This window comes from Agrobacterium sp. SORGH_AS_0745, from assembly GCF_030818995.1.
GTDB classification, from domain to species: domain Bacteria; phylum Pseudomonadota; class Alphaproteobacteria; order Rhizobiales; family Rhizobiaceae; genus Agrobacterium; species Agrobacterium tumefaciens.
Window position 1 is genome coordinate 860740 of sequence record NZ_JAUTBI010000003.1, and the last position, 14559, is coordinate 875298.

Consider the following 14559-nt stretch of genomic DNA (forward strand, 5'->3'; position numbering starts at 1 on the left):
GGATTTCGCGGCGTTTTTGTTTTTTTATTGCGTGGGACCGATTTTAATCTTGACTCGGCCCATCATGAAATATTATGTAAGCAATACTGACGTAATTCAATGTGTCTCACTGCCGGAAATGCCGGCCATCAGGGAACGCAATGCGAACGATGACGATCATTATTTGCGAGAAAGCGGCCAATGCCGCCACGCCGTTTGGCGGCCGCAAAACGACCGTTCGCGCCATTAAACGCCGATAAGCAGAAAAGAAGAGGAGCAGCCAGGTCGCCTGCGGCTCCGCCCGCAGAGTGCCGGCTGACGCGCCGGGTTTCGGGAAAAGGGCGATGCCGCGCGGAATGCGCAACGAGAGGAGAGAACCTTGAGCGTGACGGAGCAAAAATTCGGCCTTTACGATGCGGCTTTTGAGAAAAGCAGCTGTGGCGTCGGTTTCATCACCCGCAAGGACGGCGTGCAGACGCATGATGTGCTGAAGCGCGGTCACGAGGCGCTCTGTGCCGTGCCGCATCGCGGCGGCATGTCGGCGGAGGGCGTGGGTGATGGTGCTGGCGTGTCGCTCGATCTTTCACTCTCATTTTTCCGGAAGCTGACTGACAACGATTCCTTGCAAGCCGGCCGGTTCGGCGTCGGCAATTTTTTCCTGCCGCAGAACCCTGCTTTTCATGACCAGGCGATCGGCATCATCGGCAGTGCTCTCGAGGAACAGGGCTTCTCGATCCTGCTCGTCCGCAATGTACCGGTGAATGACGCGGCCATCCGCGCGGCCGCCATTTCCTATCAATTGCCGATCCGGCAATGGGTCTTTTCGGCCCCAGCGGAATGCGCAACCCTTGCCGAGTTCGACTGGCGTATTCACAAGGCATTGCTCGCTATCGAGGCGCTTGCCTATACTGCGCCGGAACTTGCCGGTTTTTATCCGCTGTCGCTCAGCGCACGCACGCAGGTTCTGAAAGGGCGTTTGAACTCGCATGAGGTCATGCCCTATTTCTGCGACCTGACCGATCCGCGCCATGAAGTGCATACGATGTATTTCCACACGCGGTTTTCCACCAATACAGATCCGCACCCCTCCATGGCGCAGCCCTTTCGGCTGATGGCGCATAATGGCGAACTCAACACTGACAAGAAGAACCGGCTGTCGGAAGCGGCCGTGGCGCTGGCGAAAAATGCAAGCATCATCCGGCCGAAGGGCCAGTCTGATAGCTGCCGTCTGGACCAGACATTGCAGGCGCGGGTGATGGAAGACGGTCTCGACCTCGTCACCGCCGTCGTCTCGATGATGCCGCCCGCCTGGGAAAACGACGACACGCTCTCGCCCGGCGTCAAGGCGATGCTGGAATATTTCTCGCTCTACGAGGAGAAGAATGACGGCCCGGCTGCGCTGATTTTCGGCGACGGCACCGTCATCGGCGCACGGCTTGATCGCCTCGGCCTGCGCCCGCTGCGGACCGTCGAGACAGACGATTATCTCTGCGTCATGTCGGAGGCGGGGCAGATCGCCTTTCCGGCCGAAAGCGTCATTCGTCGCGGCCGCATCGAGGCCGGCGGCATGCTTTATTACGACCACGCCGAACGGCGCGCCTTTTCCACCGTCGAGGCGCTGGAGCTTCTGGCGGCGCGGCGGGACTACCCGTCGCTATTGTCTGAAGCGCGCGTCATGCTTGCGGATTTGCCGGAGGTGCCCGCCGAAAAGCAGGGATCGCCGCTTCGATACAATGGCGATCTGGAACGGCATCAGCGTTATGTCGCCTATTCGCACAATCAGGAAAGCTTCAAGTTCCTGATGGATCCGATGCTGGCGTCGGGTGCTGAAAAAATCTCGGCCATGGGTTATGGCAATGCCATCAACGCGCTCTCCGATCAGGAAGGCGGGGTCGCCAAATATTTCTCGCAACGCTTTGCGCAGGTCACCAACCCCCCGCTCGACAGCATTCGTGAAGCCGATGGCATGACGCTGCGCGTGGCGCTCGGCGCAAAGCCGAATAGCGGTGCGAAAGCGGCCCGCCAGATTGTCGTGCGCTCCCCGATCCTGACCCATCTCGACATGCTGCGCATTCGCGAGCAGTCGGAGACGCCAGTTCGTCGTTTCGAGATGCTTTATACGCCGATCTTTGATGCTGCGAGTGCCAACGAAGCGGCCTTGCGTCAGGCGATAGATGGCCTCTGCGGTGAGGTTGTGGCTTTCGCGGCCGGGGAGGGCGGTATTGCCGTCGTCACTGACCGGCACGTTTCGGCAGGTCGTGCGGCCTTGCCTATGATCATGGTCCTCTCCGCCATCAACCAGCGGCTGATCGAGGAGGGTCTGCGGCTACGCGTGTCCCTGATCGTTGAAAGTGGGCAATTTTCCTCCTCGCATCACATCGCAGCGGGTCTTGGTTTCGGGGCTTCGGCTGTCTACCCACTCGGCGTGCAGTTCCGTGCCGAGGAGAAATTTGGTGCCGATGCTGACAAGGCCTTCAAGCGTTTTGCCAAGGCGGCTGAAAAGTCGCTGATGAAGACCATGGGCAAGGTCGGGCTGTGCACGGCGGAAAGCTATATTGGCGGCGAGTTCTTCGAACCGAACTTCCTCGACACCAACGATCCTGTGCTGAAGCGTTATTTCCCCAATGTTAAGACCCCGGTCGGTGGCGTTACCTTCGCTGTCATCGCGCAGGCGGTAGTGGACTGGCATCGCAAGGCGCTGTCGGTAAAGGGTGAAAACGACATTCCGCTGCTCGGTCTCTTCAAGGAGCGCGCCGAAGGTGCTGGCCATTCCTATGGCACGACGGCGGTTCGCGGTTTCGTCGATATGACGGAGGAAAAGATCGGTTTCGACAAGGGAACCGACAACGAAGAGGCGCTACGTCTCCTGCCGCTCAACCGGCTGGAGGATGCTTTCGGCCTCAACGATGCGGCCTATTATCACAACAGCTTCGACCGGCTGACGCCCGAAGCAATCGACGCTTTCGAGGTAACGCCGGGTTACCGCGCCTTCGCACGCATGATGGCCGAAGAAAGGGCCCGCCGTCCGGCAGCCCTGCGTGATGTTCTGGAATTGCCGGCTGATGTGACCTTTGCCGGTTCGGCCGAAGAATTCCGCCGCGAGATGGGGCGCTTTTCCAGACGTGGCAACAACAGCTTCATGGTGCGCGGATTGCTCTGCGAAAGTGGCGGGGAAGGCGCGTTCCGGCTGCAATTGACCGGCCCGCACGGTCATGAGCTTTCCCGGCTTGCCGCACTCGGACAGTCGCTGCTCGATCGTTTCGGTGAGGATATTGCCGGCCATTGGCTGGAGGGCGGCGCGCTTCTGGTTCAGGCGAAGGGTGAAGCATTCACCTATCTGTCGCTGATCCGCACCGCACCTGACAGCATTGCGCTCGACGCTGTGCAAAAGGCGAGTGAGATCACCAAGACCCTCGCTTCGGGTGCGATGAGCCATGGCGCGCTGGTCGCAGCCGCCCATGAGGCGGTGGCGCATGGCACCAATATGGTTGGCGGCATGTCGAATTCTGGGGAGGGCGGCGAGCATATTTCCCGTTACGGCACCATCCGCGCCTCGCGCATCAAGCAGTTCGCCTCTGGCCGTTTTGGTGTCTGGGCGGGTTATCTTGCCGACCCGATGCTGGAGGAAATAGAGATCAAGATCGGCCAGGGTGCAAAGCCCGGCGAGGGCGGGCAATTGCCGTCTCCCAAGGTAACGGTGGAAATAGCCGCGGCCCGTGGCGGCACCCCAGGCGTCGAGCTGGTTTCGCCGCCGCCGCACCATGATACCTATTCGATCGAGGATCTGGCCCAGCTTATCCACGACGCCAAGGCGGCGCGCGTGCGCGTCATCGTCAAGCTCGTTTCGTCGGAAGGCATCGGCACGATTGCAGTCGGTGTTGCGAAAGCGGGTGCGGATGTCATCAACGTTGCCGGCAATACCGGTGGCACGGGTGCGGCCGCTGTCACCAGCCTCAAATATACCGGCCGCGCGGCGGAAATCGGCATCGCCGAGGTGCATCAGGCGCTTTGCGCCACGGGCCTTCGTGCCAAGGTGCTGCTGCGCTGCTCCGGCGCGCACCAGACGGCGAGCGACGTGGTGAAATCGGCCCTTCTCGGCGGCGACAGCTTCGAATTCGGCACCACGGCGCTGATGATGCTGAAATGCGTCATGGCGAAGAACTGCAACATCAAGTGCCCCGCCGGTCTCACCACCAATCAGGAAGCCTTCAACGGCGATCCGCGCGCGCTGGCGCAATATCTCATGAACATCGCCCATGAAACCCGCGAGATATTGGCCGCACTGGGGCTGCGCTCGCTGCGCGAAGCTCGGGGCCGTTCCGATCTTCTTCACCTCCTCGATCATCCGGCTAGCGTCGGCCAGCTTGACCTGCGGGCGATGCTTACGGTGGTGGAGGAAGTGAAGATCGACAGCCCGGTCTATATGGAAAAGGACTTCGCGCTGGACGATGCCTTCATTGAACTCGTGCGCTCGGCTCTGATCGACAGCAGACGGGAAAACATCGAGCTTGGCGGCAACCGCTTCCTCAACAATTGCAACAAGAGTGTTGGCGGCCAGCTCGCCGTCGATATCGAGCGCATGCTGAACCACGAACTTTCCGACGAAGAGGCGGATGCGCTTCCGGCTGTGAAGCGGGATAGCCGTGGCCGCCGTTTTCTGGAGGCGGGTTCGGTGCGCATCGAAACATCAGGTTCAGCAGGGCAGTCCTTCGGCGCTTTCTGCAATGACGGCATGGTCATGGTCCATACCGGTACCTGCAATGATGGCGTCGGCAAAAGCGCCTGCGGCGGCACCATTGTAGTGCGCTCCCCCGGTGGCGGTTCGCAAGATGCTGATGGCAATGTGCTCGTCGGCAATTTTGCATTGTTCGGCGCCACCGGCGGTCGCACTTTCGTGGAAGGGCAGGCGGGCGACCGTTTCGCGGTGCGCAATTCGGGTGCGACAGCCGTTGTCGAAGGTGTGGGCGACTTCGCCTGCGAATATATGACCAATGGCGCTGTGCTTAACCTCGGCAGTTTCGGCAAGGGTTTCGGCAACGGCATGAGCGGCGGCTTCGTCTATCAATATGACCCTTACGGCGATCTGCCGAAGAAGGTGAGCCATGATTCCATCCTGCTCGGCTCCATCACCGGCGAGGACGAACAGGCATCTATCCACAATCAGGCCGTTCACCAGCTTTTGACCTGGCATGTCGACGAAACAGGGTCGGCCAAGGCCGCATGGATTCTGGAAAACTGGGAAAGCGAACAGCACAATTTCGTCTACGGCATGCCGCGCGCCCTGCTGCTTTATCAGGACAGCGACGAAATTCTGAAAGCCAAGCCCCGCAAGGAGCTGCTGGAGGAACTGGCGTCCGCGCTTGCCGCCCATCAGGTGCGGAAGTTCAAGCTGGCCTATCGCGACCGCAAGGCCGTGTTGAACGGAACCGTGCCTGGTTATGGTGAGACGGATACGGAAGACATGTATGCGCTCATCAACAACTACACGGTTTTGAGCATGGCGCAGGCCATTGCTCTCCAACGGTTGCCGATGGCATCCGGTCCTTCCGATCCCGCCATCGAAAAAGCCGTGCGCAATCTCGTCCTCACGGAGGACTATGCGCTGATGCAGCGGCTGCTGAAATATGCGCGCGAGGCGCTTTCCGATCATGATGACGAGCAGCTTGCGGTGATGATCGCCGCCAAGCGGCTCGACGATTACAAGCAGGCGCTCGCGCGCCGCAACATCTGGTCGGTGGATAGTCCCGGCACCTATGGCTGGATCATTCAGCAGGACCGCAAAAACATCGAGAAGATCGGTCGTCTGCCGGGCTTTGAGGAGCTTTTCGCGGCGCGTGCCATTCCCGACCTTGCCACCGCATCCAGCCAGAACAGGGCAGCATGATGAAGATACCTTACATTCCTCAAGATGCCCCTTTCAATGGCGACCAGCGCGCCTGGCTATCCGGCTTCCTGGCCGGGCTTCATTCCCGCGCAGCAATGGGTATGGACACATCGGTTGCCGCTGCCGCTCCCAAGGCGGCGGCCAGCGTGCTGAACATTCTCTTTGGCACCCAGACCGGCAATGCCGAGGCGCTGGCGATGGATATAGCCGACGCCGCCCGTGCCCAGGGCATGCAGCCTGTGGTAACTGCCTTGGATGATGTGTCCATGGATAGTCTGGGCGCCATGAAGCGCGTCATTGTCGTCACCTCCACCTACGGCGAAGGTGAAATGCCTGACAATGCCCAGCTTTTCTGGGAGGCACTTTCCAAGGAGGCCGCACCCCGGCTGGATGAGATGAACTTTGCCGTGCTTGCGCTTGGCGACACCGGTTACGATGGCTTCTGCCAGGCGGGTAAGCTCATCGATACCCGCTTCGAGCAGCTTGGCGGCAAACGGATGAAGACGCGTATCGATTGCGATATCGATTTCGAAGATGTCGCCGCCAACTGGATCGGCGAGACCCTGCCACTCGCGCTCGCCATCGATGGTGGCAATAAGGTGGCGGTTGTGCCGGCGATCGCCGAGGCGCCCGCGCGGGCAAAACAGGGCTGGAGCCGCAAGAACCCCTATGCCGCGCAGGTGAGCGTCAATCGCCTTCTTTCCGGGCCTGCTTCGTCCAAGGAAATTCGCCACTACGAATTTGATCTCGGCGAAAGTGGTCTCGACTATGAGGCGGGGGATGCTCTGGGCGTCGTTCCCCTAAACGACCCGAAACTAGTGGGCGCGCTGCTCGAACGCTTCGGAGTGAGCGCGGATGGCGAAGTCGTCGGACTCGACCGTCCGGTCGGCGATGCGCTTCTCAATATGTTCGAGATATCGACACCGTCGCGTGAACTGGTCGCCGAGATCGGCAAGCGCGCAGGGCACGATGAACTCAGCCACATCCTTGCGAATGGAGACAGGGAACAGCTTGCCGCCTTTCTCTGGAGCAAGGATATTCTCGACCTGCTTAGTCTCGGTGAAAAACCCGTATTCGAGCTTGCTGAATTCGTGACGTTCCTGAAGCCGTTACAGCACCGCGCCTATTCGATCTCTTCCAGCCCTTTGGCCGCGCACAACAGCGTGCATCTGACAGTCGCCAGCGTGCGTTATCGCGCCGAAGGTCGCGAGCGTGGCGGCGTGTGCTCCACCTATCTCGCGGACCGGGTAGAAGCGGGGCAGAGTGCCGGGATTTTCGTCTCTCCGAACAAGGCGTTTCGCGTGCCTCAGGACAATGACGCACCTGTTATCATGGTGGGACCCGGCACGGGCATTGCGCCATTCCGGGCATTTTTGCAGGAACGGCAGGCGCGGGGCGCAAAGGGCCGGAACTGGCTGTTTTTCGGCGATCAGCACCGGCAGTCGGATTTCATCTACGAAGACGAACTTGGAAAGATGAGTCGCGATGGCGTGCTAACCCGTCTCGATCTCGCTTTCTCGAGGGATCAGGCCGAAAAGATCTATGTTCAGACCCGTATGCGCCAAAACGGCAAGGCACTCTATCAATGGCTCGAAGAGGGCGGCCATTTCTATGTTTGCGGCGATGCGACCCGCATGGCGAAGGATGTTGACGATGCCCTGCACCGGATCGTTATTGACGAGGCGGGCATCTCTGCGGAAGCGGCAAGCGACTATGTAAACGGGCTGAAGCGCGAAAAACGTTATCTGCGCGATGTTTATTAGAGCAACGCGCTGAGGCGCATCAGCAATTGGAGCAGGTTATCTCAGCGTCGCGCTGCTTGAAGAAATAATCGCGTGCGATCGTGATCGATCTTACGCCGGACGAAGAAATATCTGGCATGAACATCAACAACTCATGCGGCACGGAAAGCTCGACGTGGATGAGGAAACTGTCCGCTACAAGCAAACGTGTGGGAACGGAGACTGGCGATCCCACCACATAGGGCCTCGCGTTTTTCTCGTTCCAGGACCAGGCGATAGTCGCCTGTTTCTGCTTGTCGATCTTGATGCCGCTGATCTTCAGCTGCAGACCCTTGGTGCTGTAAGGCGCAAAGACGGCAGCCGTTACGTCCTGCATGCTTGTCAGATAAGCCTTGTCGACGGAATTTGTTTTGGAGATCAGGTCGTTGATCGTTGCGGAGGCGCTGCTTGCCCGCTTGTAGGTATTATAGCCGATTGTGAGTTCGAAGGACGTCAGATAAAGCGCAAGCAATATCGGGAAGACGATTGCAAATTCTACCGCACCCACGCCACGGCGATCCCTTGCGAAGCGTGCAACGAGCGCGATAAAACGAAGTCGGCCGTTCGTGATGGTGGAAACAAGCCCTGCCATCATGAGCCCCCGCTCGTGGTGTACTTCTCATTCATGAAAGCGTCGGTCGCGACAATGAGGAAATGCGACGGCATTGACCCGTCGGCTGGGCGTATTTTGGTAAGATATGGTCGGATGATATCTGCGACTACACGCCAGCGATAATAGACGCGCAGCATATTGATCGTGTCAGGTCCACCCGGCTTGAAGCCGAATTGCGCCGTGTCGAGATCGTAATATTCGCCGTTAGCTTTCAAGGGTATCGTAGTTGGAATATCCTTGAAGGCGGTGAAGGAGCGAAGGTCTATATAAAGCTTCTGTTCTTTTTTGATCTCATCATCGCAGGTGATAATCACCGAAACTTCGTTGCAGAAACTCTTGCGAAAATCCTCTTTGGAAATCGAACTGCTGATCTGCCCGGTGCGCAGACGCCTCGCCATCGTGTCGGTAGCATTGACGACCACTTGCTCCGCCATCAAGGCGATGAAAGTTTCGATGATCGCAAAGACGACGAGGAAATAGGGAAGCGCCAGGATCGCGAATTCGATGGCTGCTGTCCCGTCACGCGAGAGCCCGAATTTTTCCAGCAATGGCTTCAATTTGGCCAGTCGCATATGTGGGTGTCGATCTTTAGAATATGCGGCAAGCGCAACCGTTGAATTTGTTGCGGACCATAACCAGCCGGTGTTTAAATTCAGTTACCCCGAAGAGTTATACTTTATCAGTTCGCAAAAATGGCACAGGCTATAAAAGCAAAAAGCCCGGCATATCCCCGGGCTTTTACTTACTGGAAAAACGATAGCTTATTCCGCATCCGCTTTTGAGAGAACCTCAAGGGTGGGTGTGGAGGTGATATTGTAGCCGCAATCCACGTAGTGGCACTCGCCGGTAACGCCGCGCGACATGTTGGACAGCAGATAAAGAGCCGATCCGCCGATATCGTCGATATCCGCTGTCCGCCGCAGCGGTGCGTTTTTCTGGTTCCACGCATAGATTGCGCGCGCATCGGAAATGCCGGCGCCCGCCAGTGTGCGGACCGGTCCGGCCGAGATGGCGTTGACGCGAATATCGCGCGGGCCATAGTCGGCAGCGAGATAACGCACGGACGCTTCTAGAGCTGCCTTGGCAACGCCCATGACGTTGTAGTTGGGGATGACCCGCTGCGAACCGTTATAGGTCAGCGTCAGCATGGATCCGCCATTCGTCATCAGTTCGGCGGCACGCTTGGCGATTTCCGTGAACGAGAAACAGGAGATGACCATAGTGCGGCTGAAATTCTCGCGGGTCGTATCCGCGTAAAGACCCTTCAGCTCGTTCTTGTCGGAAAAGCCGATCGCGTGCACGACGAAATCCAGCGTACCCCATTTTTCGCGGATTGCCGCAAAAAGCGCGTCAACCGAGGCGATATCCTCGACATCGCAAGGCACGATAAAGTCGGATCCGAGCTCGGCGGCGAGCGGCTTTACCCGCTTGCCGAGCGCCTCACCCTGATAGGTGAAGGCGAGCTCTGCGCCCTGCGCCGCAAGAGCCTTGGAGATACCCCAGGCGATAGAGTGATTGTTTGCGACGCCCATGATGAGGCCGCGCTTACCCTGCATGATGCCGTTCATGGCAATTATCCGTTATGACGCTGAAAGACCAGCGTGGCGTTGGTGCCGCCGAAGCCGAAGGAATTGGAAAGGATCGTGTCGATCTTGGCATTGTCGATGCGGCTGCGAACAATCGGGACGCCCGCAAATTCCGGATCGAGTTCGGAAATATGCGCGCTCTCGCCGATGAAGCGTTCCTGCATCATCAACAGGCCGTAGATCGATTCCTGAACGCCTGCTGCGCCCAGCGAGTGGCCGGTGAGGGACTTGGTCGACTGGATATGCGGGATCTTGTCGCCGAAGACTTCCCGGATCGCGCCGATTTCCTTGCTGTCGCCAACCGGCGTCGAGGTGCCGTGGGTGTTGATGTAGTCGATATCGCCCTTGACGGTGGAAAGGGCCTGACGCATGCAGCGGATCGCGCCCTCGCCGGAAGGAGCCACCATGTCGTAACCATCCGAGGTTGCGCCATAACCGACGATCTCGGCGTAAATCTTGGCGCCGCGCGCCTTTGCATGTTCCAGCTCTTCAAGAACCAGTACGCCAGCACCGCCGGCGATCACGAAACCGTCGCGGTTGACGTCATAGGCGCGGGAAGCGAGGTTTGGCGTCTCATTATATTTGGACGACATCGCGCCCATGGCGTCGAAGAGGTTGGACATGGACCAATCGAGGTCTTCATGGCCGCCAGCAAACATCACGTCCTGCTTGCCCCACTGGATCATCTCGGCGGCGTTGCCGATGCAATGCGCCGATGTGGAGCAGGCCGAAGAGATCGAATAGTTGACGCCGTGGATCTTGAACCAGGTCGCAAGTGTGGCCGATGCGGTCGAGGACATGGCCTTCGGCACGGCAAACGGGCCAATACGCTTCGGGCTGTTGTTCTTCAGCGTGATATCGGCGGCTTCGACGATGGTGCGGGTGGAAGGACCGCCCGAACCCATGATGATGCCGGTGCGCTCGTTGCCGCTGATGTCGCTTTCCTCGAGGCCGGAATCGGCAATCGCCTGCTTCATGGCAACGTGGTTCCATGCGCCGCCCTGCGAAAGGAATCGCATGGCGCGACGGTCGACCAGCTCGGTCGGATCGAGAGACGGCTTGCCCCATACCTGGCACTTGAAACCGTGTTCAGCAAAATCCGGTGAAAATGAAATGCCGGATTTGGCGTCGCGCAGTGATGCGGTGACTTCGGCGGCATCACCACCGATGGAAGAAACAATGCCGAGGCCGGTGACAACAACTCGTCTCATGAAATGGACCTTTTCTTAAGATTTCGGCTGGACGACCGAAGCCGCCCGGCGTTTGCCAGGACTATTCCGTCCGCTTCAGGCGGTCTTTTCCTTCGACAGCCCCACACGAAGGTCCGTCGCTTGATAAATGGTTTCGCCGTCTGCCTTCAGCCATCCGTCTGCGGTACCCAGAACGAGACGTCCGCGCATCACACGCTTGAAGTCTATGCCGTACTGGAGGAGCTTCGTCTCCGGGCGAACCATGCCCTTGAACTTGACTTCGCCGGTGGAGAGCGCCATGCCGCGGCCTTCTTCGCCCAGCCAGCCGAGGAAGAAGCCGGTCAGCTGCCACATGCCGTCAAGGCCGAGGCAACCCGGCATGATCGGGTTGCCCTGGAAATGGCAGGGGAAATACCAGTCGTCTGGGCTGACATCGTATTCAGCGCGGATGAAACCCTTGTCGAACGCGCCGCCGGTTTCGGAAATTTCGGTGATGCGGTGAACCATGAGCATGGGAGGCAACGGAAGCTGGGCATTTCCCGGACCGAACAATTCGCCGCGTCCGCAGGAAAGGATCTCCTCGTAATTGTAACTTGATTGCCTCGTTGCCATACCGCTTTCACTTCCTCAATCACTGGTGTTTATCGACTTCACTAGAGCAAGTTAGGTTCAAAATGAAGCGCTGCAAGGGCAGAGGCCATTATGCCCCCATTCTTTGTCTTCGAACCTTCTTTAGAGAAGTCATTACCTCAATATGCCGTCCGCATACAGGAACCATCCGGCAGGAACCAGAGGAAATTTGCAAGAATGGCCGGTTTGCAGCCATTTGCGACACTCGGCGACGCTGAAACTATTGAAAGCATTCACCGCAAAAGATATATGCTATTGCAATTGATGGGTTTCACCCCTGTGTTTGGAATGGGATTGCATGGCATTTGACGCCACATTGGATATCGGGACGAGGCTGCGGCGCTCGGGGCTGCGGCCCACGCGCCAACGCGTTGCTTTGGGCGATCTTCTTTTCGCAAAGGGTGATCGCCACCTGACAGTCGAGGAGCTGCATGACGAGGCGGTGACCGCCGGCGTGCCCGTTTCTCTTGCGACGGTATACAACACGCTGCATCAGTTTACCGAAGCCGGCCTGATCCGCGTTCTGGCCGTCGAAGGTGCGCGCACCTATTTCGACACCAACGTGTCCGACCACCATCACTTCTTCGTGGAAGGAGAGAACGAGGTTCTCGACATCCCCGTCAACAATCTCCAGATCGACAATCTGCCAGAGGCGCCCGAAGGCATGGAAATCGCCCATGTGGACGTGGTCATTCGCCTGCGTCGCAAGCGCGGTTGAAGCTTCGGCTTGATAAACAAAAAAACATGGCGCCTGTGGGCGCCATTTTTGTTTCAGGCAGCCTTCGCCGCCTCACTTCAATATATCTTCAGGCCGTCTGCCGGGCTTGCCCTTATAGGGCGGAAAGGTCCATCCGAAGATCAACGCTCCGGACCGGACACCGAAAGCCGTCAATACGCCGATGCCCGACGCGACATAAAGCGGCGCGCCGAGGAAATAAGCGCCGGTGAAGATGGAGGCCCCCAAAAGCGCGCAAGTGATGTAGATTTCCGGGCGCAGCAGCACGGAGGGTTCTCCCGCGAGAACATCGCGCAATACGCCGCCGAACGTCGCTGTCAAAACGCCTGTCACGATCGCCACGGTTGCGGAGCCGCTTGCAGCCAGACCCTTGGCGGCTCCCATGACGCAATAGGCTGAGAGGCCGACGGCATCGAGCCAGATGAGCACCCGATACCGGGATTCGAACAGGTAGGCGGTGAAGAAAAGCAGGACCGCAACCGATACGCAGACCAGAATATAGGTCGGGTTCAACACCCAGAAGACGGGTGCCCTGCCCAGCACGAGATCGCGTACCGTGCCGCCGCCGATCCCGGTCGCGGCGGCGAAAAACAGGAAGCCGATCAGGTCGAGCTGCTTGCGTGAGGCGGCCAATGCGCCGGTTGCGGCAAACACGGCAACGCCGGCATAATCGAGAAAACCCAGCAGTGTCATGGAAAAGGTCCCCCCGGAAATTTGGATGCGTTTGCGTCAGTGTCGCGCAAGCACGGAACTCTAGGCTGGCCGCCCGGATGATCGCAACATCCATAAACGAAACGGATGCAAAGGAAAATGCCGTGCGAATCGCTATCGTTGCCGCTCTTCAGGCGCTGGTCCTCTTGATGTTTCCGGTCGCGCTGGCGGCACAGCAGCAGCTGGTGAACGATCCTGAGATCTATGAGAAGGATCATTTTCGCAAGGAGTGCAAGACGGCTGGCTTCGGCGATGATTTCATCACCAGACTGGATATCAACAATGATGGCCTGATGGATGCCGTCGTCAATCACGGCGTGCTGGATTGCGATGGCGAAAAAGGCCGCAGCTGCGATGACGAAGGTTGCCCTTACAATTTTTACGTCCAGGTCAAAGAGGGCGGATATCTGATGATCGCGACGGCCCGGATTTACGGCTACGATTTCATCAAACGTTTCGGCAACATGGTCTTCGTACTGAAGATGCACCCGCGTTATTGCGATCGAACCGACAAGGAAGCCTGCCTGATGACGGTGCGGGTGCGCGGCACAAAATTCGTCACCATCTCACGCAAGTGACAACGCAGTCCGTCAGGGCGCGATGCGCCTGATCCGGACCCTTTGGTTATAGCGGTGGCGAAGCGAACGCGGAATGACGAGTGTGGCGATGGCGACCGCAAAAACGGTTGCCGCAACCACCCACAGGGCATCGTACTGCAGCGTGGCGCCCAACACCGCCCCGCAGATTGCGCCGCTTATCATACCGAGCCAGGGCACGATCTGGATGCCCCAATCGAGGCTTCGCTCCCCCAGAAGATAGCGACCGATGCCACGGCCAAAACGGGAAAGGGCGCCGGTCACGTAGGTGAGGCCAATAGGCAGCCCCTCAATATGTTCGACGGCAGCGTTGACCATCCCCATGGCGAAAACGACAAGATAAAACTGCGCCAGGGCGGAAGCATCGCCGCGCAGCAATGCGGCAATCGCCACCAGCGACCCGACAGCCACGAGAACGGCAAAGATGCTCCGGTCGAATTTATGCGCGACCACGATACCGCCAGCATTGCCCGCCACGAAAGCGATGATCGCGAAGAGTAGTTTGGCCGCATGGGAATAAACGCCAGCTTCCACCGAAATGGCCGCGCGGGGTGGTGTTGCCGGTCATGAAGGAAACGAAATCGCCGGAAAGATGAAGACCCACCGCATCTGTCATTCCGGCGATGAATGAAATGGCGGCGACGACCGCAATGCCGGTGCCGGTGCGCCTTGCCCTGATGATGTTACGGCGTCTCTGTCTGGTCATGGAAAAGCTCGATATGGAAAACAGCGGGCCGATGCGCCGGGCTGTGCTATCCTATGTCTAGAATGCCGGGCGGCTTGTTTGCAATCTTTCTGGAAGCGTTTGAGCGCCTCTATTTTGTCTAGACAAATGTAAAATCCCTGCCTAGCA

12 protein-coding genes and 1 pseudogene are annotated in these 14559 nt (G+C 58.5%); 6 read left to right on the plus strand and 7 right to left on the minus strand.

Features of this window, described 5'->3' with window-relative positions:
• Nucleotides 1-358 precede the first annotated feature (358 nt).
• Together QE432_RS13865 and QE432_RS13870 are read left to right on the plus strand one after the other, a co-directional pair.
• On the plus strand, nucleotides 359-5863 hold the full coding sequence (locus QE432_RS13865) for a glutamate synthase-related protein (RefSeq protein WP_306624645.1): 5505 nt from the start codon (nucleotides 359-361) through the stop codon (nucleotides 5861-5863).
• On the plus strand, nucleotides 5860-7626 hold the full coding sequence (locus tag QE432_RS13870) for a sulfite reductase subunit alpha (protein ID WP_306624647.1): 1767 nt from the start codon (nucleotides 5860-5862) through the stop codon (nucleotides 7624-7626). The genes QE432_RS13865 and QE432_RS13870 overlap by 4 nt, the downstream gene beginning before the upstream one ends.
• A 19-nt stretch (nucleotides 7627-7645) precedes the next feature.
• On the opposite strand, the gene QE432_RS13875 is transcribed toward QE432_RS13870, so the two are convergent.
• The 5 genes from QE432_RS13875 to fabA all read right to left on the minus strand — a co-directional run bounded on the left by QE432_RS13875 (nucleotide 7646) and on the right by fabA (nucleotide 11645).
• Nucleotides 7646-8239: a TadE/TadG family type IV pilus assembly protein gene (locus QE432_RS13875; protein WP_003514432.1), complete on the minus strand. Its 594-nt coding sequence runs from the start codon at nucleotides 8237-8239 to the stop codon at nucleotides 7646-7648.
• Nucleotides 8236-8829 carry a TadE/TadG family type IV pilus assembly protein gene (locus QE432_RS13880; RefSeq protein WP_025592078.1) on the minus strand — a complete coding sequence of 198 codons (594 nt, stop codon included), beginning with the start codon at nucleotides 8827-8829 and terminating at the stop codon, nucleotides 8236-8238. Before QE432_RS13880 ends, QE432_RS13875 begins: the two co-directional genes overlap by 4 nt.
• Nucleotides 8830-9018: 189 nt before the next feature.
• Nucleotides 9019-9825, minus strand: a complete 807-nt coding sequence (gene fabI, locus QE432_RS13885) for an enoyl-ACP reductase FabI (RefSeq protein WP_003514436.1) — start codon at nucleotides 9823-9825, stop codon at nucleotides 9019-9021.
• 5 nt (nucleotides 9826-9830) lie between these two features.
• The gene (fabB, locus tag QE432_RS13890) at nucleotides 9831-11054 is read right to left on the minus strand and encodes a beta-ketoacyl-ACP synthase I (RefSeq protein ID WP_003514438.1); all 1224 of its coding nucleotides are present in this window, start codon (nucleotides 11052-11054) and stop codon (nucleotides 9831-9833) included.
• Nucleotides 11055-11129: 75 nt separating this feature from the next.
• Nucleotides 11130-11645: a 3-hydroxyacyl-[acyl-carrier-protein] dehydratase FabA gene (gene fabA / locus QE432_RS13895; protein WP_003514441.1), complete on the minus strand. Its 516-nt coding sequence runs from the start codon at nucleotides 11643-11645 to the stop codon at nucleotides 11130-11132.
• A 195-nt stretch (nucleotides 11646-11840) separates the two neighbouring features.
• On the opposite strand from fabA, the gene QE432_RS13900 reads away from it, so the two are divergent.
• Together QE432_RS13900 and irrA are read left to right on the plus strand one after the other, a co-directional pair.
• Nucleotides 11841-11972 (plus strand): hypothetical protein, encoded by a 132-nt coding sequence (locus tag QE432_RS13900; RefSeq protein ID WP_003514443.1) that lies wholly within the window; start codon nucleotides 11841-11843, stop codon nucleotides 11970-11972.
• Nucleotides 11962-12381, plus strand: a complete 420-nt coding sequence (gene irrA / locus QE432_RS13905; RefSeq protein WP_003507276.1) for an iron response transcriptional regulator IrrA — start codon at nucleotides 11962-11964, stop codon at nucleotides 12379-12381. Before QE432_RS13900 ends, irrA begins: the two co-directional genes overlap by 11 nt.
• A gap of 72 nt (nucleotides 12382-12453) precedes the next feature.
• Here the strand turns inward: irrA and QE432_RS13910 are convergent, their stop codons facing one another.
• Complete coding sequence (locus QE432_RS13910; RefSeq protein WP_003514444.1) at nucleotides 12454-13092, minus strand: trimeric intracellular cation channel family protein; 639 nt, start codon at nucleotides 13090-13092, stop codon at nucleotides 12454-12456.
• Nucleotides 13093-13169: 77 nt separating this feature from the next.
• Here QE432_RS13910 and QE432_RS13915 point away from each other — a divergent pair, with 77 nt between their 5' ends.
• On the plus strand, nucleotides 13170-13688 hold the full coding sequence (locus QE432_RS13915) for a hypothetical protein (protein ID WP_019564536.1): 519 nt from the start codon (nucleotides 13170-13172) through the stop codon (nucleotides 13686-13688).
• Nucleotides 13689-13700: 12 nt separating this feature from the next.
• On the opposite strand, the pseudogene QE432_RS13920 reads toward QE432_RS13915, so the two are convergent.
• Nucleotides 13701-14388, minus strand: a pseudogene (locus tag QE432_RS13920) (YoaK family protein).
• Here QE432_RS13920 and QE432_RS13925 point away from each other — a divergent pair.
• The gene (locus tag QE432_RS13925; RefSeq protein WP_306627121.1) at nucleotides 14339-14473 is read left to right on the plus strand and encodes a hypothetical protein; all 135 of its coding nucleotides are present in this window, start codon (nucleotides 14339-14341) and stop codon (nucleotides 14471-14473) included. The pseudogene QE432_RS13920 and the gene QE432_RS13925 overlap by 50 nt on opposite strands.
• The last annotated feature ends 86 nt before the right edge of the window (nucleotides 14474-14559 follow it).

Excerpts from the sequence above, each read along its gene's own strand:
- QE432_RS13925 (WP_306627121.1), top strand. The coding sequence starts at position 14,339 with ATGGCGGCGACGACCGCAATGCCGGTGCCGGTGCGCCTTGCCCTGATG.
- fabA (WP_003514441.1), bottom strand. The coding sequence starts at position 11,645 with ATGGCAACGAGGCAATCAAGTTACAATTACGAGGAGATCCTTTCCTGC.
- irrA (WP_003507276.1), top strand. The coding sequence starts at position 11,962 with ATGGCATTTGACGCCACATTGGATATCGGGACGAGGCTGCGGCGCTCG.
- QE432_RS13900 (WP_003514443.1), top strand. The coding sequence starts at position 11,841 with ATGGCCGGTTTGCAGCCATTTGCGACACTCGGCGACGCTGAAACTATT.
- QE432_RS13875 (WP_003514432.1), bottom strand. The coding sequence starts at position 8,239 with ATGATGGCAGGGCTTGTTTCCACCATCACGAACGGCCGACTTCGTTTT.
- QE432_RS13910 (WP_003514444.1), bottom strand. The coding sequence starts at position 13,092 with ATGACACTGCTGGGTTTTCTCGATTATGCCGGCGTTGCCGTGTTTGCC.
- fabI (WP_003514436.1), bottom strand. The coding sequence starts at position 9,825 with ATGAACGGCATCATGCAGGGTAAGCGCGGCCTCATCATGGGCGTCGCA.
- QE432_RS13915 (WP_019564536.1), top strand. The coding sequence starts at position 13,170 with ATGATCGCAACATCCATAAACGAAACGGATGCAAAGGAAAATGCCGTG.
- QE432_RS13880 (WP_025592078.1), bottom strand. The coding sequence starts at position 8,829 with ATGCGACTGGCCAAATTGAAGCCATTGCTGGAAAAATTCGGGCTCTCG.
- fabB (WP_003514438.1), bottom strand. The coding sequence starts at position 11,054 with ATGAGACGAGTTGTTGTCACCGGCCTCGGCATTGTTTCTTCCATCGGT.
- QE432_RS13870 (WP_306624647.1), top strand. The coding sequence starts at position 5,860 with ATGATGAAGATACCTTACATTCCTCAAGATGCCCCTTTCAATGGCGAC.